The sequence below is a fragment of the Caulobacter sp. 05L422 genome (genome assembly GCF_056397765.1).
On sequence record NZ_JBFTOB010000016.1, the window covers coordinates 40,148 to 62,214 of the forward strand.

Here is a 22,067-nt window from a genome sequence, read left to right on the forward strand (position 1 = left end):
TTCGGAGACCAGCATGGGCAAGGCCGGGATCGCGAGCGTCGTCGGACTGGCCGGCCTGGGCTGGATTTCTACCGCCCACGCCCAGGACGCCGCCCGCGACTTCTGCGCCGACCGGCCGGGCAAGGGCTCGCCGCCCTGCGTGCTCGACGCCGGACGCTTCCAGGCCGAGCTGGGCGTGGCCGACGGGGCCTGGAGCCGGGGCGGCGGGGTCTCGACCGACGACGAAACCTACGGGGCGCTCGAGCTGCGGCTGGGCCTGACCCCGATGCTGGAAGGCCAGCTGGCCTGGAGCGCCCACGAACGGGTTCGCCAAGAGGATCGGGCCACGGGCGAGGCTTCCACGGCGAAGGGGGAGGGCGACCTGACCCTCAGCCTGCGCTGGTCGCTGCGCAATCCCGGCGGCGACGGCGTCTCGGTCGCCTTGCAGCCCTTCGTCTCCGCCCCGACGGGAACGGGCGGGATCGGCGATCGCGTATGGCTGGGCGGGGTGATCGCGCCCGTCTCGCTGCCGCTGAACGCCGACTGGTCGCTGGCCCTGTCGCCCGAGCTGAGCGCGCGGCCGGACGCCGACGGTTCGGGACGTCACGCCGGGTTCGGCGGCGCGGTCGGGGTGGGGCGTTCGTTCGGTCCGCTGGCCCTGGGCGCCGAGCTGTGGGCCGACCGCGACGAGGATCCGTCGGGCGGCGTCACCTCGGCCAGCTTCGACCTGACGGCCGCCTGGACCCTGCGGTCGGTCAAGGACCTGCAACTGGACGCCTCGGCCTATGTCGGGCTGAACCGCGCCACGCCGGACCTCGAACTGGCGGTGGGCGTGGCCAAGCGGTTCTAGGTTTCGGCGCGCGGCTTGGGCGCGATCATCAGCCACCCCACGACGCCGGCCGCCACGGCCATCGTGGCGCTGATCGCCATCACCCACGGATAGCCGTGGGGGCCCGGCGCGAAATAGATCAGGCCCAGCACGGCCACGGCCAGCAGGCCGGCGATGCGGGCGACGGCGTTGTTGACGCCCGAGGCGACGCCGGCGTGGCTGGCGGCCACCGCGCTCATCACCGTGTTGGTCAGGGGCGCCACCGCGACGGTCATGCCCAGGGCGACCACCAGCAGGCCGGGCAGGACGCCGGTCCAGAAGCCCGAGGCGATCCACGGCGCGCCCAGCAGGCCGAAGCCGATCCCGGCCAGGATCGGCCCGACCGTCAGCATCGGCCGCGCCCCGAACCGGTCGGCCAGCCGGCCCGCCAGGCCTGACAGGCTGCCCATGATCAGCGAGAACGGCAGCAGGGTCGCCCCGGCCTTGGCGGCCGAATAGCCGTGGCGGGCGATCAGCTCGTAGGGCAGGAAGAACAGGGCGCCGGTCAGGCCGAAATACAGCGCCAGGGTCAGCAGGTTGGCGCCGCTGAAGGTCCGCGAGCGATAGAGCGCCAGCGGCATCATCGGGTGTTTCTCGCGTGCCTGGCTGACCAGGAAGCCCGCCAGCAGGGCCGCGCCGGCCGCCAGCGCGGCCCACACCGCGCCGCTGGTCCAGCCGCGTTCGCCCGCCGCCGTCAGGCCCCAGGTCACCGCGCCCAGGCCGGCGGCGGCCAGGACCGCGCCGCGCCAGTCCAGGTGCTCGACCTCCGGGTCGCGGCTCTCGCGCACCGCCGCCAGGGCCAGGCCGATGGTGGCGGCGGCCAGTGGGATGTTGATCAGGAAGATGGCGCGCCACGAGACGTGGTCGACCAGCCAGCCGCCCAGCACCGGGCCGATCGCCGTGGTCACGGCCCCGAACCCGGCCCAGGCCCCGATCGCCGCGCCGCGCTCGTCGTCGTCGAAGGTCGAGCCCAGGATCGCCAGACTGGCGGGCACCAGCATGGCCGCGGCGATCCCCTGCACGGCGCGGGCGGCGATCAGCCAGCCGGCGTCGGGGGCCAGGGCGCAGCCCAGCGAAGCCGCCGCGAACAGCAGGACGCCGATCACGAACACCCGTCGTCGCCCGAAGCGGTCGCCGGCCGAGCCGCCGATCAGCACCAAGGCGCCCAGCAGCAGCAGGTAGGCGTTGACGATCCACTGCACCTGGGCGGCGTCGGCCTTCAAGGCGGTCCGCATGGCGGGCAGGGCGACATTGACCACCGAGCCGTCGATGAAGGCCATGCTCGAGCCCAGCACCGTGGCCGCCAGGGCAAGGCGCTTGCGGGGCGTCGAGCCGTCTGGACTGGCGGCGCGGATGACGCCTTCGTCGCAGGGAGAATGTTGCGGACCGGCCATGGGCGCGAGCATGGCCCAAGGCCGCCCCCCGCGCCAAGTCTTGACCCGAGGACTGCTGTCAGGCTCTGGCCAGCAACGCGGCCATCGCTTCTTCCTGGCGGGTCAGCATCGAGCGGCCCTTGTTGCGCTTCAGCGGCGCGGCCTGGCCGGTCAGCAGATAGGCCAGGCCCCGGCCGCTCGTTGGATTGACCCATAGGCCCGAGGTCAGGCCGTAGGCGTCTCCGGCGTGGCCGATCCAGCCCTCGCAGCCGTCGAACGGATTGTCGAAGCCCTCGACCCCGGTCAGGGTCTGGACGCCCAGGCCGTAGGCGCGGATCAGGCCGCCATAGCCTTCGCCGTTGGGGTGGGCCGGGTCGAACCGCCAGGTCGGCGTGCTCATGGCTTCGAAGGTCTCGGGCTTCAGGATCGGGGCGCCGCGCCGGGCCAGCAGTCGGCCGATCGCATCCAGGTCGTTGATCGAGGCCCGCAGGCCGCCCTGCGGCGCGAACACGAAGCCGTTCTCGCCGGGGACGTAGTCGTCGAGCGAACGCCCCGCCGCCTCGGCGCCGACGCGGACGGCGGCCTGGGGCGCGGGCGGCAGGGTCTGGTCCAACTGGGCGACCCAGGGTCCGGCGGCGTCCCACGGCCCGTCGTCGGACGGAGCCTTGCGATAGAGCACGGCGCGCCGGTCACGGACCGCCTGCGAGACCCCGCTCCAGTTGAAGCCGCCCTTCAGGTCCAGAGGCTCCAACACCCGGGCGGCCATGAACCGGTCGAAGCGTTGGCCCGACAGGCGCTCGATCAGCTGGGCGACCACGGCGTAGTTGACGTCGGCATAGGCGAACCAGTCGCCCGGCGCTTCTTCGGCCGGACCGAACCAGGCGCCGTCGTCCCACTGGACGCCGCCGGGCGTCAGGGCCGCGCTCAGCGGGCGGCCGAAGACCACCGGATAGCTGGGGCCGTTGCGCAGGCCGCTGGTGTGCGACATCAGCCGGCGCGGGGTGATCGCCGCCTGGGGGAAGCGCGGATGGCGCAGGGACCAGCCGAGGATGTCGGAGACGTCGTCGTCCAGTCCGACCTTTCCGGCCTCGACCAGGGTCATGAAGCCGATCGCCGTGACCAGCTTGGAGATCGAGGCGATGCGGGCCGGCGACTCCTCGGTCATGGCGCGGCCGGTCGCGATGTCGGCCAGGCCGCGCGTGACGGCGACCGTGGCGGGCCTCGGCGGACCGCTGAAGCGGGCGCCCGCCAGGCCGGGAAMGGCGGCCAGCGGGTCGCCCGCGCCGGTCAGCAGGTCGTCGAACGGGTCGCGCGCCGCGCCGGTCATGGCCAGGGCGCCGGCGGCGGCGAGCAGGGAGCGTCGGGTCGGCATGCGGCGGCTCTCGTGAGAGGGCCAGCCTAGCCGTTGTTCGAAACCGTCGTCATCCCCCGAAGGGCACGAGGGATGACGCGGCTCGTCAGGCGACCGCCACAGCCCGCGCGCGCTTCCACGCCCCGTAGGCGAACACCGCCACGCCCAGCCAGATGAACACGAACGACAGGGCCCGCATCGGCGTGAACGCCTCGCCCAGGACGACGCCGATCAGGAACTGGATGGTCGGGGCGATGAACTGCAGGAAGCCCATGGCGCTGAGCGGCATGCGGCGCGCCGACCAGGCGAACAGGGCCAGGGGCACGACCGTGGCCGGTCCGGCGATCAGTAGCAGGGTGGTGACCCCGGCCCCCGTCGCGAAGTGGCCGACGCCGGTCGCCTGCAGGTGCAGCACGTACAGCAGGCCCGGCACGGCCAGATAGGCGCATTCGATGAACAGGCCCGTCTGGGCGTCGGCCTTCACCTGCTTCCGCAGGATGGCGTAGGCGCAGAAGCTGAAGGCCACGCCCAGCGAGATGATCGGCAGGTGGCCCAGGGCTGCGGTCTGGATCGCCACGCCGATCACGGCCAGGCCGATGGCGATCGCGCCCTCGCGGCTGATCCGCTCACGGAACAGGATGGCCCCGGCCGCCATGTTCATCAGCGGGTTGATGTAATAGCCCAGGCTGGTCTCGATCACGTGGCCGGCGTTGACCGCGAACACGTAGATCGACCAGTTGGTGAAGATCGCGGCCGTCGAACAGGCCAGCACCAGCATGGTCTTGGGCTGGCGCAGCACGGCCATCACCTGCCCGCCCTGCCGGGCCAGCAGGACGGCCAGGAACGCCCAGGGCGCGGCCCACAGGGTGCGGTGGGCGATCATTTCCCAGGAGCCGACGCCCAGATTGGCCAGCAGGTGGAAGTACAGCGGCAGGAAGCCCCACAGCAGGTAGCAGCCCACCCCGGCGATCAATGCGGTCCGGGCTTCGTCCGGGCTCTTGGTCGTCAAGTCCGCCGACATGGCGTCGTCCCCTCGAATCGGAAAAGAAAAGGGCTCCCGGGACCTTAAGTCCCGGGAGCCCCTGAAATCGTCCACCCGCTTGTTGCGGAGGGCGGTTTAGGCCGGGAGTTTCTGCTTGATGAGACCCTTCTCATGCAGCAGCTGCGCGATCTGCACGGCGTTCAGCGCCGCGCCCTTGCGCAGGTTGTCGGCCACGCACCAGAGCGCGATGCCGTTCTCCACGGTCGGGTCGGTGCGGATGCGCGAGACATAGACCGGGAACTCGCCGGCCGATTCCTTCGGCGTCATGTAGCCGCCGTCCTCGCGCTTATCGACCACCTGCACGCCGTCGGCGTCGCGCAGGATCTCGCGGACGTCGTCCTCGTCCAGCGGGGTCTCGAACTCGATGTTCACGGACTCGGCGTGGCCGACCATGACCGGCACGCGCACGCAGGTGGCGGTCAGCTTGATGGACGGATCCAAGATCTTCTTGGTCTCCATCATCATCTTCCACTCTTCCTTGGTGAAGCCGTCTTCCATGAAGACGTCGATGTGGGGGATGACGTTGAAGGCGATCTGCTTGGTGAACTTCTTGGGGGCCGGGGCGCCCAGGACGAACACGCCCTTGGTCTGCTCCCACAGCTCGTCCATGCCTTCCTTGCCCGCGCCCGAGACCGACTGGTAGGTCGAGACGACCACCCGCTTGATCTTGGCTTCGGCGTGCAGGGGCGCCAGCACCACCACCAGCTGCGCGGTCGAGCAGTTCGGATTGGCGATGATGTTCTTGGGCAGCTTGTTGACGGCGTCGGGGTTCACTTCCGGCACCACCAGCGGCACGTCCGGATCCATCCGGAAGTGGGAGCTGTTGTCGATGACGATCGGACCGGCCGCGCCGATCTTCTCGCCCCAGGCCTTGGAGATGGCGCCGCCGGCGCTCATCAGCACGATGTCGACCTTGGAGAAGTCGAATTGCTCCAGGTCTTCGCAGTGCAGGGTCTGGCTGCCGAACGAGACTTCCACGCCGATGGATTTGCGCGAGGCGATGGCATGCATCTTGTCCACGGGGAACTTCAGTTCCTCGAGGATATTGAACATCTCACGGCCCACATTGCCCGTGGCGCCGACCACGGCGACCCGGTAACCCATCGCAGCCTCCAATTCGTATCTGAAACCCGCCAGGCGCGGCGGGAGCGGACCCGTTACGCCCCGGAAGGCGAGGAAGCAAGAACAGGCTTTCTAATGCGACGCTTAGCGCAGGGCGTCGGGGGAAGATTTCACCCCGCCTGCGTGGATTCTGCATCGGGTAGGGGAAAAGGCTACCGCTTCTCCGCCTTCAGGAAGTCCACGAACGCCCGCAGCGGCGCGGGCATGTGGCGGCGGCTGGGATAGTAGAGATACGGCCCGCTGAACGGCGGCAGCCAGTCGTCCAGCACGGTCTCCAGTCGCCCGGCGGCGATGGAATAGGCGACGAAGCCCTCGAAGGTGGCCAGCAGGCCCAGTCCCGCCTCGACGGCGGCCAGTTCCAGCTCGCCGCTGTTGGTGATCAGCGGTCCGTCGGGCTGGACCTTGATCACTTCGCCGTCCTTCTCGAACTCCCAGGCGTAGCTGGACCCGCTGGGGAAGCGGTGGCGGATGCAGGGGTGGTTCAGCACCTCGCGCGGATGGGTCGGGCGGCCGTGCTTCTCGAAATAGGCCGGAGAGCCGACCACCACGAAACGCTGCGGCCCGGCCAGGGGCACGGCGATCATGTCCTTCTCCAGCCGCTCGTCATAGCGCGCTCCGGCGTCGAAGCCCGCGGCCAGCACGTCGACGAAGGCCTCCTCGACGCTGACCTCGACCCGGATTCCCGGATGAGCGGCCAGGAAGCGGGGGATCAGGTCGGGGAAGACGATCCGCGACACCGCGCCCGGCACGTTCAGCTTCAAGACGCCGATCGGGCTGTCGCGGAAGGCGTTGATCTCGTCCAGGGCCAGGCCGACGTCGGCCAGGGCGGGGGTCAGGCGGGCCAGCAGCCGCTCGCCGGCCTCGGTCGGGGTGACGCTGCGGGTGGTGCGGTTCAGCAATCGCACGCCCAGGTCGGCCTCCAGCCGGCGCAGGGCTTCCGACAGCGACGAGGCCGAGACCCCGCGCTGGGCGGCCGCGCCCCGGAAGCTGCGGGCCCGGGCCACGGCTGTGAAGGCGTCTAGATCGGCGAGGTCGGGCTGGGCCATTGTGCTATTTTCCGAACGGCTCGTGCGGCAATGACCGGATTATCGCACGCGAGGCGGCGGCGCATAGTCCCCGCCATCGAACACGCACGCTTTCGGAGACTCCCCCATGCAAACCCGTCAACTCGGCAAGACCGGTCCCGTCGTCTCGGCCTTGGGCCTCGGCGCCATGGGCATGTCGGGCATGTACGGTCCGGCCGACCGCGCCGAGAGCCTGGCCACGATCGACGCGGCCCTGGAGGTCGGGATCACCTTGATCGACACCGGCGACTTCTACGGCATGGGCCACAACGAGATGCTGATCGGCGAGGCCTTGCGCGGTGGCAAACGCGACAAGGCGATCCTCAGCGTCAAGTTCGGCGCCCAGCGCGATCCCGGGGCCGGCTGGATCGGCTTCGACGGCCGCCCGGCGGCGGTGAAGACCTCGCTGGCCTATACGCTGCAGCGCCTGGGCGTCGACCACATCGACATCTATCGCCCCGCCCGCCTGGACCCCGTCGTGCCGATCGAGGACACGGTCGGGGCCATCGCCGACATGGTCAAGGCCGGCTATGTGCGCCACATCGGCCTGTCGGAGGTGGGCGCCGAGACCATCCGCAAGGCCCACGCCGTGCATCCGATCGTCGACCTGCAGATCGAATATGCGTTGATCACCCGCGGGGTCGAGGACAAGATCCTGCCGGTCCTGCGCGAACTGGGGATCGGCATGACCGCCTACGGCGTGCTGTCGCGCGGCCTGATCAGCGGCCACTGGGACAAAGGCCAGGGCAAGGCCAAGGGCGACTTCCGGGCCGGCGGTCCGCGCTTCCAGGGCGAGAATGTCGACAAGAACCTGGCCCTGGTCGAGGCGCTGCGGAAGATCGCCGACGCCAAGGGCGTCAGCGTCGCCCAGATCGCCATCGCCTGGGTGGCCGCCCAAGGGGACGACATCGTGCCGCTGGTCGGGGCCCGGACCCGCGCACGCCTCTCCGAGTCGCTGGGCGCGCTGGACGTGACCCTGTCGGCCGGCGACCTGGCCGCGATCGAGCAGGCCGTGCCCAAGGACGCGGCGGCCGGCACGCGCTATGCCGAGGCCCAGATGGCCCACCTCGACAGCGAGCACTGACTGGTTCGCCGGCTCCCGTTTTCAAGGGTGGGCGGATGAAAATTTCGGTCTGTTAAAGGCCGCGAAGCTGGGTTTAGCTTCGCGGCCATGATCGAAGCTCTGCTGAAAAAGATGGTCAAGGTCGGCGACCTGACGGTCCACCTGCCCAACGGTTCGACGACCAAGGCCGGCGACGGCTCGGGTCCGCCGGTGACGATGCGCGTCAACGGCCGCGGCCTGCGCCGCCTGGTCGCCAATCCCAGCCTGGGCCTCGGCGAGGCCTATATGGAAGGCGACCTGAAGATCGAGCAGGGCACGCTGTGGGACCTGCTGGAGATCGTCGGCAAGAGCGGCGGGCGCACGCCCAAGCGCGGCACGCCGCTGAAGCGGGCCCAGAAGGCGATCAAGCGCTCGGTGCAGTCGGTCAACGACCGCATCGCCTCGCGCCGCAACGTCGCCCACCACTACGACGTCTCCAACGAGCTCTATAAGCGCTTCCTCGACGAGGACATGCAGTACAGCTGCGCCTATTTCGCGCGGCCCGACATGACCCTGGAAGAGGCCCAGGCCGCCAAGAAGGCCCACATCGGCGCCAAGCTGAACATCACGCCGGGCATGAAGGTGCTGGACATCGGCTCGGGCTGGGGCGGCATGTCCCTGACCCTGGCGGCCGCCCACGGGGCGAAGATGACCGGCGTCACCCTGTCGACCGAACAGCTGGCGCTGGCCAGGGAGCGGGCGCAGAAGGCCGGCCTGTCCGACCAGGTCGAGTTCCGCCTCACCGACTATCGCGACCTGGATGAGACCTTCGACCGCATCGTCTCGGTCGGCATGCTGGAGCACGTCGGCGCGCCGAACTTCCAGACCTATTTCGACACCGTCAAACGCCTGCTGGCCGACGACGGCAGCGCGGTGATCCACTCGATCGGCCGGATGAGCGGCCCCGGCGCGACCAACGCCTTCACCGCCAAGTACATCTTCCCGGGCGGCTACATCCCGGGCCTGTCGGAGATCGTCAAGGCGGTCGAGGCGGCGGGCCTGTGGATCACCGACATCGAGATCCTGCGCCTGCACTATGCCGAGACCTGCAAGCACTGGCGCATGCGCTTCCTGGCCGATCCGGACATCCCCACGATGTTCGACGAGCGGTTCCGGCGGATGTGGGAGTTCTACCTGTGCGGGGCCGAGCTGGGCTTCCGCTACGGCGGCCACATGGTGTTCCAGATCCAAGTGGCCAAGAAGGTCGGGGCCCTGCCGATCACCCGGGACTACATGTTCGACGGCGAAAGATAGCGGCGCCGTACTTGCGCCCAAATGCGGGGCGCTGATGATCTTCAGTTGAGTGGCGTGGCGTTCTCCCTGGGTGTGACACGGAGAGTCCCGATGATCCGGTTCGGCCTGCTGCTCGCGGCCTTCATGATGCTGCTGGCGGCCCCGCCCGCCCTGGCTCAGAGCCAGGTGCGCGACTTCGAGGTCGCGTCGAAGGCCTTCGACGGGAACAAGCTCGGGATCAGCGGCCAGCGGCGCGTGCGGGTCTATCTGCCCGACGGCTACGAGGCCTCGGGTCGGCGCTACCCGGTGATCTACTACCTGCACAACATCTTCGAGGACGAGCGCGGGGCCTTCGACCAGCACGATCTGCGAGGCCTGCTGGACCGGGCGATCAAGGCGGGGACGATCCCGCCGGTGATCGTGGTCGCCGCCGACTTCAGCACGCCGCTGGGCGGATCGATCTACGCCAACTCGCCGGTCACGGGGAACTGGCGCGACTTCATGGTCAAGGATCTGGTCCCGTGGACCGACGGCCGGTTCCGCACCCTGGCCAGCCGCGACTCGCGGGGCCTGGCCGGCGACCGGATGGGCGGGCACGGGGCCATCGCCTTCGGCATGCGCCATCCGGACGTGTTCGGCGCGGTCTACGCCCTGCATCCGGTCGGCACGGGCCTGGGCCTGCAGACCATGTCCTCGCGCCCGAACTTCGACCTTCTGCAGGGAGCCAAGTCGCTGGACGACCTGAAGGCCGATCCGTTCTCCCAGCTGTTCACCGCCATCTACCAAGCCCACCTGCCCAATCCGGCCAAGCCGCCGCTCTATGCCGACCTGCCGGCGCGCAAGGTGGACGGCAAGCTGATCATCGACGCGGCCCTGACCGAGAAGCTGATCGACAGTTTCGCGCTCGAACGCTCGGTGGGACGCTACGCCGACAACCTCAGGACCCTGCGCGGCTTCAAGTTCGACTGGACGCGGGGCGATCCCAATCCCGACCACGTGGTCTCCAACCAGGCCTTCTCGCGCCTGCTGACCGAATACGGCGTGCCGCACGAGGCCGAGGAATATGTCGGCGGCTGGGGCGACCGCACCTGGGGCGAGACGGGGCGGGTCCGGACGGATTTGCTGCCGTTCTTCGCCCAGACGCTGGTGTTCGAGGGAAGCTAGGCCCTCCCCCATGGGGGAGGCGATCGCGCGGCGATCGGTGGGAGGATATTGTCGAGCGATCGAACCTGTGCGACCAGCGCCCGATCACGCCCCCTCCGTCGGCTTCGCCGACACCTCCCCCACAGGGGGAGGGCCGTCAGCCTCAAGGACTCCCCATGGGCCAGTTTCGCGCGGCCGATCTTCTTCGCCGCAAGCCCGTGGGCCGGGTCGTCGCCGAGGGCGGCGAGCATCTTCCCGAAGATCACGCCATTGGGGGCCTGCACCGCACCATCGGCCTGTTCCAGCTGACCATGCTGGGGGTAGGGGCCACGATCGGCACCGGCATCTTCGTGGCCCTGACCACGGCCGTTCCGGCCGCCGGACCCGCCGTCATCGTCTCGTTCGTGATCGCCGGGATCACCGCGGCCCTGACGGCCCTGTGCTACGCCGAGCTGGCCTCGACCATCCCGGTGTCGGGATCGTCCTACAGCTACGCCTACGCCACCCTGGGCGAGTTCGTCGCCTTCCTCGTCGGCGCCTGCCTGCTGCTGGAATACGCGGTGTCGGCCTCGGCCATCGCCGTGGGCTGGGGGCAGTACCTGAACGAGATGTTCTCCGACCTGATCGGCTGGCGCATGCCCGACGCCATCGCCAAGGCTCCCGGCGCGGGCGGGGTGTTCAACCTGCCGGCCGTGGTGCTGGTCGGCGCTTGCCTGATCCTGCTGCTGCGCGGGGTGAAGGAGTCGGTGACGGTCAACGCCGTGCTGGTGGTGTTGAAGCTGCTGGTGCTGCTGTTCTTCGTGGTCATCGCCTTCAGCGGTTTCCACGCGGGCAACCTGACGCCGTTCGCGCCGATGGGCATGGCCGGGATCGGGGCGGCGGCCTCGTCGATCTTCTTCTCCTATATCGGCATCGACGCGGTCTCGACGGCCGGCGACGAGGTCAAGGACCCGCGCCGCACCCTGCCGCTGGGCATCATCCTGTCCCTGCTGATCGTCACCGGCGTCTACATCCTGGTGGCCCTGGCCGCCGTCGGGGCCCAGCCCTGGACGGCCTTCGCGGGGCAGGAAGCGGGGCTGGCGGTGATCCTGCGCAACCTGACCGGCCAGGCCTGGACCTCGCTGATCCTGTGCGTCGGGGCCATCGTCTCGATCTTCTCGATCACCCTGGTGGTCATGTACGGCCAGACCCGCATCCTCTACGCCATGAGCCGCGACGGCCTGCTGCCCAAGCTGTTCCAGCGGGTGAACCCGAAGACCCAGAGCCCGGACCTCAACACCTGGATCGTCGCGGCCTTCATCGCCCTGCTGGCCGCCTTCGTGCCGCTGGACACCCTGGTCAACCTGACCAGCATGGGCACGCTGATCGCCTTCGCCATCGTCTCGCTGGGGGTGATCATCCTGCGGCGGACCCAGCCGGACCTGCCACGCGGCTACCGCGTGCCGCTCTATCCGGTCGTGCCGATCGTCAGCGTGGCCTTCTGCGGCTACCTGATCATCGGCCTGCCGCTGGACACCTGGATCCTGTTCGCGGTGTGGGTGGCCGCGGCGTGCCTGATCTATTTCGGCTATTCGGCCCGGAACTCGAAGCTGGCGCGGGGTTAGCGGTCGACGATCCGGGCGCGATATGAGACCGGCCAGTCGACCTCGCTCATGCCTTCGCATTCTTCCATGCGCGATCGGCTGGAGAACCTGAACAGCGTCCCGTCCCAGACCCACCGATAGGCGTCGCCACAGGTCCGGGTCGAATTGCCGTAGACGGTCGCGGCCAGCACCTGGTTCGCGGGGTCGAACGCGAAATTCTGACCCACCTCGACCCCGGGAGGCGTCTCGATGGCGGGCGTTTCCAACAGGCGACCCCGTTCGTCGACGAGCCGCAGGATCGAGTCGTTATTGTAGCCGATCTCGCAGGTGGCGATCCAAAGCACCTTGCCCGGCGCCAGACGCGCCGCCTTGACCGTCGCCTTTTCCGAGGGACACGCCGCTTCGTGCTCCGAAGGCTCCCAACGCGGTCGTGACCTGGGCAGTCGGGCCTGTGAAACCGGCGGCGCGCGGCGGATGACCGGCGCCGCGGCGTCCACGCCGTCGTGACTGCGCGCCCACAGAAGGGCGGCGGCGCTGCCGTTCAACGAGACGACCGTGGCCGGCTCGGCCTTGCCGTCGACGCGCAATCGCGCCTCTCGGCCGACAGCCAGGGCCTGCAGGGCGCGATCCACCTCAGCGGGCTTCGTCATCCGAGCCCAAAGCCAGATCCTGGACTCGTCGCGCCCGGGGAAGGGCCTCGACCAGATCACATGGCCGTGGTCGTCGACGATCTCCAGGGTGAACAGCAGGGGCGCATGCAGGGGCCGCCCGTGGTTGGTGTCATAGGCGCCAAGGGTGATGACGCGGCGACCGTCCGCCCCGGTGGCGAGGATGATGTAGCCGGGCGACGCCCAGGACGTGCCCATGCCCCAGCTTGAACACCCGCCCTGGCCGTCGCAGGCCGCGCCCCAGTTTCCGAACCAGACGGGATGTCGCGCGAGCCCGGTTCCCGGCGCCAGCTCGGCCCGGGCCTGGCTCGCGCCCGACCACAGGCCAAGGGCCAACAGGACGCCCAAGGTCCTTCTCATGGCCTGCCGCCCTTGCCCGGGCCGTCGATCACGCGCACCCGACGCGTTGACGGCCAGAGGTCCCGGGGAATGCCCACGCAGTCCACCATCTGGGTCTGGCGGGCTACGCGAAATTGCTCCCCGTCCCAAATCCATTCGGTGCTCATGCCGCACGACCCGAGCCGGTATTCGCCATCCTGGAACCCTGACAATGTACGGGTCTGGGAGTCGTAGGTCGCGCTGGCCAGCCCGTAGTCGTCCTCTTCGGCGTAACCCTCAATCTTGGGGCCGGGTAGGCGATGGCCACGTTCGTCGAGCAACGCCATGCTCGTAAAGCTTTCACTCTTGTCCGCGAATTGGCGACAGGAGGTGTCGGCCAGGATCTTGCCGGGCGACAGGCGCGTCAGGAAAGGCCCTTCGCAAAGGGTGCCCGCCGACGGCGCCACCTTCGGCAGACGTGCCTGGCTCACAGTGGGTGCGCGTCGGATCGCAAGAGGGTGTGGATCGGGCCCTCGAGCTTGTATCCACAACAGGGCCGCGGCGCTTCCTTGCAGCGATATCGTCTTGAGCGGATCGAGCCGGCCGTCCGAATAAGTCTCAAGGGTCAGTCCCTGGGCGATGGTGGCCCGGAGGGCGGCGACATCGGCGGAGATCGATATCGTGGTCCGCCGCATCGATCGGTCGTCAGGCGCGGAAGCGATGCGGTGCGCCCAGGTCGCCTTGCCGACGGGACCGATCACCTTCAGCTCGACCGCCTTGGGCTCGCTCCCGGAGGTGGAGACGCCGAAATGCGCCGACCATTGGCCGCCGGCGGACCGTCGAAGCAGGAGATAGCTCGGCTCGGCCGATCCGCCAGCGCTGGCCCAGGCCGAGCATTCGCCGACGTCGTCACAGACGGCCGACCAGCGGTCGAAGTTCGCCGAACCGGCCTGGGCGCGCGCCTCGCCGCAGCCGAGCGCCGCGATCAGCAGCGCACCCCATATCGCCCGCACAGCCGGCCCCCATCGTTGCGAGGCGAAGCTTCCGGGCTATGCAGCCTAAGGTCAAGCGGCGGGGCGCTACTCCACCGTCACCGACTTGGCCAGGTTGCGCGGCTGGTCGACGTCGGCCCCCTTCACCACGGCGACGTGGTAGGCCAAGAGCTGGATCGGAGCCGACATCACCAGGGTCGAGACCAGCGGGTCGCTGGCCGGTGCGGTGACCACCACGCGGGCGCCGGCCGGGGCGTGCTTGGCGCCTTCGGGGTCGGTGATGAACACCACCTGGCCGCCGCGCGCCATCACCTCGCTCATGTTCGAGGCCGACTTCTCGAAATAGCTGTCATAGGGGGCCAGGATGATGATCGGGGTCTGGTCGTCGACCAGGGCGATCGGGCCGTGCTTCAGCTCGCCGGCCGCGTAGCCCTCGGCGTGGATGTAGCTGATCTCCTTCAGCTTCAGCGCGCCTTCCAGGGCCAGGGCCGACATTGGGCCGCGGCCCAGGAACAGCACGTCGCGCGCCTTGGCGATGTCGACGGCGATCTCCTTGAGGCTGTCCTCCAGGGCGATGGCCTCGGCGATCAGGCGCGGCGCCTCCAGCATCACCTTGACCATCCGCTGCTCTTCGGCGGCGTCGATCATGCCGCGCGCCTTGGCGGCGGCGACGGCCAAGGCGATCATCACGCTGACCTGTGCGGTGAAGGCCTTGGTCGAGGCCACGCCGATCTCGGGTCCGCAGTGGATGGGCCAGACCACGTCGACCTCGCGGGCCATCGTCGATTCCTGGGCGTTCACGACGACGGCGCTCTTCATGCCCTTGGCCTTGCAGTAGCGCAGGGCGGCCAGGGTGTCGGCGGTCTCGCCCGACTGCGACATGGCGATGACCAGCGAGCCCGGGCGCAGGGCCGGCTGGCGGTAGCGGAATTCCGAGGCGATCTCGACGTCGACCGGCAGGTCGGCCAGCTGCTCGATCAGGTACTTGCCGATCACCCCGGCGATATAGGACGTGCCGCAGGCGACGATCTGGATGCGCTCCAGGGCCTTGAAGTCCAGCCCGCCGGGCATGGCGGCGCGGGCGGTCAGGGCGTMGACATAGGCCGAGATCGTGCGCTGGCAGCCCTCCGGCTGGTCATGGATCTCCTTCTCCATGAAGTGCCGGTAGTTGCCCTTCTCCATCATCACCGCCGAAGCGGGGACCACCTTGACCGGGCGAACGACAGGAGCGCCCGAGGCGTCGAAGATCTTGGCGCTGTCGTGGTCGATGGCCACGTAGTCGCCCTCTTCCAGATAGATCACCCGGTTGGTGAAGGGGCCCACGGCCAGGGCGTCGGAGCCCAGGAACATCTCGCCCTGGCCCTCGCCCACCACCAGCGGACTGCCGCGGCGGGCGCCCAGGATCAGGTCGTCGGCCCCCTCGATCAGCACCGCCAGGGCGTAGGCGCCGGTCAGGCGGTCCAGGGTGGCCTTGAAGGCCTCGAGCGGCGCCAGGCCGGTGGCCAGCTCGGCGTCGATCAGCTGGGCGATGACCTCGGTGTCGGTGTCGCTCTCGAACACCCGGCCCGTGGCGGCCAGCTCGGCCTTCAGCTCGGCGAAGTTCTCGATGATGCCGTTGTGCACCAGGGTGACGCGGCCGGCGGTGTGGGGGTGGGCGTTCTGGACGTTGGGCGCGCCGTGGGTGGCCCAGCGGACATGGCCGATGCCGTTCTGGGCGACCAGCGGCTGCTCGGCCAGCACAGCCTCCAGGTTCTTGATCTTGCCCTGGGCGCGGCGGCGCTCGACCTTGCTCCCGACCACGGCGGCGATCCCAGCCGAGTCATAGCCGCGATATTCCAGTCGCTTGAGGCTGTCGATCAGTCGCTCCGAGACCGGCGCTTTTCCGACGATGCCGATGATGCCGCACATGGGCCATGATCCTTTGGAAAACGCAGCGGTGAGGACTATTGCTACCGTCGCGGTATATTTCGAGCGCCGCCTTTAGCATTCGCTTAGCGGCGGCCCTCATAAATCTGCATTTCGGATCGTTTCGCGGCCCGATGAAGACCTAATCAAGACGAGATCGAGAGATCATGAGCAAGCGCGCTTATTTCGGCACCGACGGCATCCGCGGCCAGGCCAACAAGCATCCGATGACCGCCGAGGTCGCCCTGCGGGTCGGGCTGGCGGCGGGCAAGCTGTTCCGCTCGCAGGACGACCGCCGCCACCTGGTGGTGATCGGCAAGGACACCCGCCTGTCGGGCTACATGATCGAGCCGGCCCTGGTCGCCGGTTTCGCCAGCGTCGGCATGGACGTGCGGCTGTTCGGTCCGTTGCCGACCCCGGCCGTGGCGATGATGACCCGCTCGATGCGCGCCGACCTGGGCGTGATGATCAGCGCCAGCCACAACGATTTCGCCGACAACGGCATCAAGCTGTTCGGCCCCGACGGCTACAAGCTGTCCGACGAGCAGGAACTGAAGATCGAGTCCCTGATGGACGAGGGCCTGCAGGAGGGCCTGGCCGAGCCGCGCGACCTGGGACGGGTCAAGCGCGTCGACGACGCCCAGGCCCGCTATATCGAGATCGTCAAGGCGACCTTCCCGCGCCACCTGAGCCTGGCGGGCTTGCGCATCGTCATCGATTGCGCCCACGGGGCCGCCTACAAGGTCGCGCCCGAGGCTCTCTACGAGCTGGGCGCCGAGGTGTTCCCGGTCGGGGTCGCGCCGAACGGCACGAACATCAACGCCGACTGCGGCTCGACCCATCCCGAGACCATGGCCAAGCTGGTGCGCGAGTATCGCGCCGACATCGGCATCGCCCTGGACGGCGACGCCGACCGGCTGGTGATCTGCGACGAGAAGGGCGTGGTGGTCGACGGCGACCAGATCATGGCCATCGTCGCCCTGGCCTTCGCCAAGGCCGGCAGGCTGAACGCCGGCGGCGTGGTCGCCACGGTGATGTCGAACCTGGGCCTGGAGCGGCTGATGGCCGACAACGGCCTGAAGCTGGAGCGCACCTCGGTGGGCGACCGCTACGTGATGGCCCGCATGCGCGAGGGCGGCTTCAACATCGGCGGCGAGCAGTCGGGCCACGTGATCCTGTCGGACTTCTCGACCACCGGCGACGGCCTGATCGCGGCCCTGCAGGTGCTGGCGGTGATGATCCAGAGCGGCAAGCCGATGAGCGCCCTGGGCCGTCAGTTCGAGCCCGTGCCGCAGCTGCTGGAGAACGTCCGCTTCGCCGGGGGCAAGCCGCTGGAGCACAAGACCGTCAAGGAGGCGATCGCCGACGGCGAGAGCCAGCTGAACGGCTCGGGCCGCATCGTGGTCCGCCCGTCCGGCACCGAACCCCTGATCCGCATCATGGCCGAGGGCGACGACCCGGCCCTGGTCAAGAAGGTGGTGAAGTCGATCGTCTCTGCCGTGAAGGCGGTCTGACGGCGCTAACCCCCAAACGACAACGCCCCGAGGGGGAACCTCGGGGCGCGTGCGGAGCCTGAGCGGGGCGACGGCGTCAGGCCGCCGTCTTCCAGTTCGGCTCCAGCACCACATGCGGCGGGCAAGGGGCGATCGCGCCTTGCGGCAGGCCGCGCAGTTCGTTGGCGAAGCCGTGATTGACGTCGCGGTGGTGGGCCTCGTCGGCGCGGACCACCTCGACCACGTCACGCAGCGTGGCGCCGGCGGGCAGGCTCCAGTAGTCCAGCGCGATCTGAGGCGCCGGCACGTTCGGGGACCGGCCCTCGTCGATCTCGGCCAGGTAGTGGGTATAGCTGATCACCGCCTCCTCCTCGAAATAGCCGACCACGCGGTGGGCGGTCTTGGAGGAGACGAGGTAGAGGCCGAAGAAGAACAGGTAGAACACCCACTGGGCGGCGACGACCACGAAGCGTTCGAACAGCGTGGGCTTGGCGACCTCGATGAAGGTCATCAGGTGCATGCGCTCGTTCTCGGCCTCGTCCATCAGGGTCTTGATCCAGCCCTTGTCGCTTTCCATCCGGCGCAGGCACTTCAGGTGGGTCAGGGTGGCGCCGACCATGCCGGGCACGGCGGCGACGGTTTCCAGCACCACCGCGCGATGGCCGTAGCGCTTGGCGAAGAAGGTGTCGGCGCAGAACCGCAGCGCCTTGACGAAGCCATGGGCGACAGCGTCGGAGACGCCCTTGGGCTGGTGGTGAACCGTGAGGTCGACGGGCTGGTGGGTCATCGTCTTTGTCCTGATGTCCCCGAGGTCCGCGCGGTGCGGGAACGGGTTCGACTGACCGTTTCAATAGCCCTGTCGTGAGCAAGGAGATATTCGGGGCCCGCCCCTAAGGGGCTCTGCGCTAAGGGGGTTTGCGTAGGTCCCCTGGAAGGGACGGCGGCGCCTCAGTCGCCGCCGTCCACCCCTTCCACCACCGCCCGCAGATAGTCGACGTGGCGGCGGAAGGCCTTGCGGCCGGCTTGGGTCAGGGCCACGCGGGTGCGCGGCCGCTTGCCGACGAAGTCCTTGGCGATCTCGACATAGCCGGCCTTTTCCAGGGTGTTCAGGTGGCTGCCCAGATTGCCGTCGGTCGCCTGGGTGACGGCCTTGAGCCGAGAGAACTCCACCGGATCGGCGTCGCGCTCGGCGTGGAGCGCGGCCATGATCTTCAGCCGCAGGGGCTGATGGATCAGCTCGTCCAGCTCCGCCATCCTCACGCCCTCCGCAGCCACAGACCGGCCACGAACAGCCCGCCGCCGCCGACCGCCGCCATCCAGTACGCGAGCCAGGGCTGGAAGAAGAAATAGCCGACCATGCTGGCGGCGAACATAGCCGCGCCGATCCACAGGTAGCGGGGCGCGTAGGCGATGCCGATCCCTGAATAGACCAGGCCGATCACCACGCCCGGAAAGGCGATCGCGGCATCGATGGAGGCGGGCCGAAACAGCGTGAAGGTGGCGGCGAAGAAGATCAGTATGGCCCCCATTCCGGCGACGACCTTCCAGCCCTGTCCGACCTTGGCCGCGCCCTTTGCGCCGCGGCCCAGCAGGATCGAGGCCGCGGCGCCGATCAGGTCCAGCACCAGCCACATCACGCCCCATTGTTCGGGGGGCAGGAAGCCCATCGCCGAATAGCCCAGGGCCCAGATCACGCCCCAGGACATCAGGATCGGCCCCGCCACATGGTAGCCTTTCAGCAGCCCGCTGCGGCGAGCGGCGCTCTCGATGTCGGTCAGCGCGGACGCCGCCTCGCTCTTGGAAATGCCCATCGCACCTCTCCTTGAAATGAGCGCCCAGAGCGCTCTGTAATACAGAGTGACAGGTTGATATGCTCTGTCAAGCAGAGTATTCTGCGCGTCATCGTCATTTCGACGCCTCCGGCCTACGGAGAGAGGAACTGATCGCTCGCCGAACATGTTCAGTCCGCGTACGACCGTTCAGTTCGGAGCATGGCGATGGCGTCCCTGGCATCTTCTCGGAAGGGCGCGGGCGGGTGGGCCGTCGTGCTGCTGGGCGTCGTCCTGGCGCTGATCGGACTGACCCTGACGATCGGCGGCGCCTGGCTCGCCGTGCTGGGCGGCTCGGCTTACTACGTGCTCGCGGGCCTTGGCCTGCTGGTCTCGGGCGTCCTGCTGATCCAGCGCCGGGCCCTGGGAGCCTGGATCTACATCGCCGTCTTCGTGCTGACCGTGCTGTGGGCGCTGTGGGAGGTCGGGCTGAACGGCTGGGCGCTGGTCCCGCGCGTGATCGCCCCGACGGTGCTTCTGGTCCTGGTGCTGGCCGCCCTGCCGGCGGTCGACCCCGGCCCGCCCGGCCGCCGCAAGTCGCTGGTCGGCTTCGCGGCGCTGGCGGTGTTCCTGATCGTCGGCGGCGTGGTGGTGGCCGGGGCCAACAAGGCCAAGGTCGACGGGCCGCTGCCCGCCGTCGCGGCCATGACCGACAACGACCCTTCGCTGATGCGGGTCGGCGCCGACTGGCCCGCCTATGGCGGCACTTATGCCGGCCAGCGCTATTCGCCCCTGACCCAGCTGAACGCCGGCAACGCCAGGAACCTGACGCGGGTCTGGATGATCCGCACCGGCGACATGCCCAGCGCCGCCGCCGAGGGAAAGTACGGCGCCGAGAACACCCCGCTGAAGGTGGGAAACAGCCTCTATGTCTGCACGCCCAAGAACATCATGATCGCCATCGACGCGGCCACCGGCCAGACCCGCTGGCGCTACGACCCCAAGGTCCCGGACGAGGCCATCCCCTACACCGCCGCCTGCCGGGGCGTTTCCTACTACGCCGCGCCCGGGGCCGATCCGGCCAAGGCCTGCGCGACCCGGATCATCGAGGGCACGCTGGACGCTCGGCTGATCGCCGTCGACGCCCGGACCGGCGTCCCTTGCGCCGATTTCGGGACCAACGGCCAGGTCTCGACCGCCGTCGGCATGGGCCCCTCGGCCGCCGGCATGCTGTCGATCACCTCGGCCCCGACCATCGTGCGCGGGGTGATCGTCACCGGCCACCAGGTGCTGGACGGCCAGCGTCGCGACGCGCCGTCCGGGACGATCCAGGGCTATGACGCGATCACCGGCGCCCTGCGCTGGGCCTGGGACATGACCCGTCCCGACATCGCCACCCTGCCGCCCGAGGGCCAGACCTACACCAAGGGCACGCCCAACATGTGGACCACGGCCACCGGCGACGAGGCCCTGGGCCTGGTCTATCTGCCGCTGGGCGTCTCTGCCGCCGACTACTGGAGCTCCAGCCGCTCGGCTCTGGAGAAGCAGTACTCGACCTCGTTGGTCGCCCTGGACGTGACCACCGGCAAGCCGCGCTGGAGCTTCCAGACCGTGCGTAACGACGTCTGGGACTACGACCTGGGCTCGCAAGGGACCCTGGTCGATTTCCCGACCGCCGGCGGACCCGTCCCGGCCGTGGTCCTGCCCAGCAAGCGCGGCGACATCTTCGTGCTGGACCGCCGCACCGGCCGGCCGCTGACCGGGGTGAAGGACCAGGCCGTGCCGCAGGGCGGGCTCGAGCCCGAGCAGCGGGCGGCGACCCAGCCGATCTCGCTCTACCACACCCTGCGCAAGCCCGACCTGACCGAGAAGCAGATGTGGGGCATGTCGCCGATCGACCAGATGATCTGCCGCATCCAGTTCAAGCGGGCCAAGTACGACGGCTTCTTCACCCCGCCGGTCGCCGACCGTCGCTACATCGAGTACCCGGGTTACAACGGCGGCTCGGACTGGGGCGGCGTGGCCGTCGATTCCAGCCGCGGCGTGATCGTCGCCAACTACAACGACATGCCCAACTACAACCGCCTGGTGCCGCGCGCGGTGGCCGACGCCAAGGGCTGGACCCCGCGCGGCGACGCCCGCGGCGGCTCGATGAAGAAGGGCGCGGAGGGGGCCGGCGATCCGCAGGTCGGCACGCCCTACGCCATCGACGTCAACGCCGGCTGGCGTCTGCCGCTGACCGGGTTGCTGTGCAAGGAGCCGCCGTATGGGGGCATCCGGGCCATCGACCTGCGCACCGGCAAGACGATCTGGGACCGCCCGCTGGGCACGGCCCGCACCAACGGCCCGTTCGGCATCCCCTCGCACCTGCCGCTGGACATCGGCACGCCCAACAACGGCGGGGCGGTGGTCACGGCGGGCGGGCTGGTGTTCGTCGCGGCCGCCACCGACAACCTGATCCGGGCCATCGACCTGAAGACTGGCAAGACCGTCTGGCAGGACGTCCTGCCGGCCGGCGGCCAGGCCACGCCGATGACCTACGACGTCGGCGGCAAGCAGTACGTGGTCATCATGACCGGCGGCCACCACTTCATGGAGACCCCGATCGGCGACCAAGTGATTGCCTATGCGCTGAAGTAGCTAGGCGAAGGCTTCGGCCTGGTCCTCGGGCGGTCGATACGGCCGCCCGAACAGGGCCCAGTTCATCTTGCGCCAGTGGGGCAGGACGAGAGCGAAGTAGAGGGCCGTCGGGATCACGAAGACGAATATGCCCAGCAACGGATAATGCGCTCGCCAGTCAAAGCCCGCCTGATGTCGGTTCTGTAAGACCAAGCCGAAGCTTATCGACTGCAGGACAATTGGCCATCGGCTGAGCCGCCACAAAGCGATCGCATGGTAGGACACAAAGCCCACAGCGGCCGTGAGCGTTATGAGCCACGATGGAGTAATTCCCGATGCCGGGATTCTGCTGTTTGTCGCGAGTTGAAGCAGACCGATCAGCGACCAGACCACCACTAGAATTTTGATCGACAGCGGCGTTGGATTAAGTCGCGTCTTCATCG

General features: G+C 69.0%; 19 protein-coding genes. 7 read left to right on the forward strand and 12 right to left on the reverse strand.

Annotated elements, in window-relative coordinates; all coding sequences use genetic code 11:
* The first annotated feature begins 13 nt into the window (after window positions 1–13).
* Window positions 14–829 carry a transporter gene (locus tag AC1DMQ_RS16045; RefSeq protein ID WP_477034549.1) on the forward strand — a complete coding sequence of 272 codons (816 nt, stop codon included), beginning with the start codon at window positions 14–16 and terminating at the stop codon, window positions 827–829.
* Here the strand turns inward: AC1DMQ_RS16045 and AC1DMQ_RS16050 are convergent.
* The 5 genes from AC1DMQ_RS16050 to AC1DMQ_RS16070 form a co-directional block, all read right to left on the reverse strand.
* Window positions 826–2,253, reverse strand: a complete 1,428-nt coding sequence (locus AC1DMQ_RS16050; protein WP_477034550.1) for an MFS transporter — start codon at window positions 2,251–2,253, stop codon at window positions 826–828. The two genes, AC1DMQ_RS16045 and AC1DMQ_RS16050, sit on opposite strands and share 4 nt — an antisense overlap.
* A 46-nt stretch (window positions 2,254–2,299) precedes the next feature.
* Entirely contained in the window at window positions 2,300–3,592 is a 1,293-nt protein-coding gene (locus tag AC1DMQ_RS16055; protein WP_477034551.1) for a serine hydrolase domain-containing protein, read from the reverse strand.
* Between the two features lie 85 nt (window positions 3,593–3,677).
* Window positions 3,678–4,592 (reverse strand): EamA family transporter RarD, encoded by a 915-nt coding sequence (rarD, locus tag AC1DMQ_RS16060; protein ID WP_477034552.1) that lies wholly within the window; start codon window positions 4,590–4,592, stop codon window positions 3,678–3,680.
* A gap of 96 nt (window positions 4,593–4,688) precedes the next feature.
* Complete coding sequence (locus tag AC1DMQ_RS16065) at window positions 4,689–5,717, reverse strand: aspartate-semialdehyde dehydrogenase (RefSeq protein ID WP_477034553.1); 1,029 nt, start codon at window positions 5,715–5,717, stop codon at window positions 4,689–4,691.
* Window positions 5,718–5,887: 170 nt separating this feature from the next.
* The gene (locus AC1DMQ_RS16070) at window positions 5,888–6,781 is read right to left on the reverse strand and encodes a LysR family transcriptional regulator (RefSeq protein WP_477034554.1); all 894 of its coding nucleotides are present in this window, start codon (window positions 6,779–6,781) and stop codon (window positions 5,888–5,890) included.
* A 106-nt stretch (window positions 6,782–6,887) separates the two neighbouring features.
* On the opposite strand from AC1DMQ_RS16070, the gene AC1DMQ_RS16075 reads away from it, so the two are divergent.
* The 4 genes from AC1DMQ_RS16075 to AC1DMQ_RS16090 all read left to right on the forward strand — a co-directional run bounded on the left by AC1DMQ_RS16075 (window position 6,888) and on the right by AC1DMQ_RS16090 (window position 11,881).
* Window positions 6,888–7,883: an aldo/keto reductase gene (locus tag AC1DMQ_RS16075; protein ID WP_477034555.1), complete on the forward strand. Its 996-nt coding sequence runs from the start codon at window positions 6,888–6,890 to the stop codon at window positions 7,881–7,883.
* Window positions 7,884–7,970: 87 nt separating this feature from the next.
* The gene (locus AC1DMQ_RS16080; protein ID WP_477034556.1) at window positions 7,971–9,155 is read left to right on the forward strand and encodes a class I SAM-dependent methyltransferase; all 1,185 of its coding nucleotides are present in this window, start codon (window positions 7,971–7,973) and stop codon (window positions 9,153–9,155) included.
* A 90-nt stretch (window positions 9,156–9,245) separates the two neighbouring features.
* Window positions 9,246–10,298 carry an alpha/beta hydrolase-fold protein gene (locus tag AC1DMQ_RS16085; RefSeq protein WP_477034557.1) on the forward strand — a complete coding sequence of 351 codons (1,053 nt, stop codon included), beginning with the start codon at window positions 9,246–9,248 and terminating at the stop codon, window positions 10,296–10,298.
* A gap of 155 nt (window positions 10,299–10,453) precedes the next feature.
* On the forward strand, window positions 10,454–11,881 hold the full coding sequence (locus AC1DMQ_RS16090) for an APC family permease (RefSeq protein WP_477034558.1): 1,428 nt from the start codon (window positions 10,454–10,456) through the stop codon (window positions 11,879–11,881).
* Here the strand turns inward: AC1DMQ_RS16090 and AC1DMQ_RS16095 are convergent.
* From AC1DMQ_RS16095 to glmS, 3 genes are all read right to left on the reverse strand, one after another.
* Window positions 11,878–12,888, reverse strand: a complete 1,011-nt coding sequence (locus AC1DMQ_RS16095) for a DUF1176 domain-containing protein (protein WP_477034559.1) — start codon at window positions 12,886–12,888, stop codon at window positions 11,878–11,880. The genes AC1DMQ_RS16090 and AC1DMQ_RS16095 overlap by 4 nt on opposite strands.
* Entirely contained in the window at window positions 12,885–13,859 is a 975-nt protein-coding gene (locus tag AC1DMQ_RS16100) for a DUF1176 domain-containing protein (protein WP_477034560.1), read from the reverse strand. The genes AC1DMQ_RS16095 and AC1DMQ_RS16100 overlap by 4 nt, the downstream gene beginning before the upstream one ends.
* Before the next feature lie 66 nt (window positions 13,860–13,925).
* Window positions 13,926–15,746, reverse strand: coding sequence for a glutamine--fructose-6-phosphate transaminase (isomerizing) (gene glmS, locus AC1DMQ_RS16105; protein ID WP_477034561.1), 1,821 nt, complete (start codon window positions 15,744–15,746; stop codon window positions 13,926–13,928).
* A 164-nt stretch (window positions 15,747–15,910) separates the two neighbouring features.
* On the opposite strand from glmS, the gene glmM reads away from it, so the two are divergent.
* Window positions 15,911–17,257 (forward strand): phosphoglucosamine mutase, encoded by a 1,347-nt coding sequence (gene glmM / locus AC1DMQ_RS16110; RefSeq protein WP_477034562.1) that lies wholly within the window; start codon window positions 15,911–15,913, stop codon window positions 17,255–17,257.
* A 76-nt stretch (window positions 17,258–17,333) separates the two neighbouring features.
* Here glmM and AC1DMQ_RS16115 read toward each other — a convergent pair whose 3' ends face one another.
* The 3 genes from AC1DMQ_RS16115 to AC1DMQ_RS16125 all read right to left on the reverse strand — a co-directional run bounded on the left by AC1DMQ_RS16115 (window position 17,334) and on the right by AC1DMQ_RS16125 (window position 19,047).
* On the reverse strand, window positions 17,334–18,023 hold the full coding sequence (locus AC1DMQ_RS16115) for an alternative oxidase (protein ID WP_477034563.1): 690 nt from the start codon (window positions 18,021–18,023) through the stop codon (window positions 17,334–17,336).
* A 161-nt stretch (window positions 18,024–18,184) separates the two neighbouring features.
* Window positions 18,185–18,490 carry a winged helix-turn-helix domain-containing protein gene (locus AC1DMQ_RS16120; protein WP_477034564.1) on the reverse strand — a complete coding sequence of 102 codons (306 nt, stop codon included), beginning with the start codon at window positions 18,488–18,490 and terminating at the stop codon, window positions 18,185–18,187.
* Window positions 18,491–18,492: 2 nt separating this feature from the next.
* Complete coding sequence (locus tag AC1DMQ_RS16125) at window positions 18,493–19,047, reverse strand: hypothetical protein (protein WP_477034565.1); 555 nt, start codon at window positions 19,045–19,047, stop codon at window positions 18,493–18,495.
* 186 nt (window positions 19,048–19,233) lie between these two features.
* On the opposite strand from AC1DMQ_RS16125, the gene AC1DMQ_RS16130 reads away from it, so the two are divergent.
* Window positions 19,234–21,645: a membrane-bound PQQ-dependent dehydrogenase, glucose/quinate/shikimate family gene (locus AC1DMQ_RS16130; RefSeq protein ID WP_477034566.1), complete on the forward strand. Its 2,412-nt coding sequence runs from the start codon at window positions 19,234–19,236 to the stop codon at window positions 21,643–21,645.
* On the opposite strand, the gene AC1DMQ_RS16135 is transcribed toward AC1DMQ_RS16130, so the two are convergent.
* Window positions 21,646–22,065: a hypothetical protein gene (locus AC1DMQ_RS16135; RefSeq protein ID WP_477034567.1), complete on the reverse strand. Its 420-nt coding sequence runs from the start codon at window positions 22,063–22,065 to the stop codon at window positions 21,646–21,648.
* Window positions 22,066–22,067: the final 2 nt, after the last annotated feature.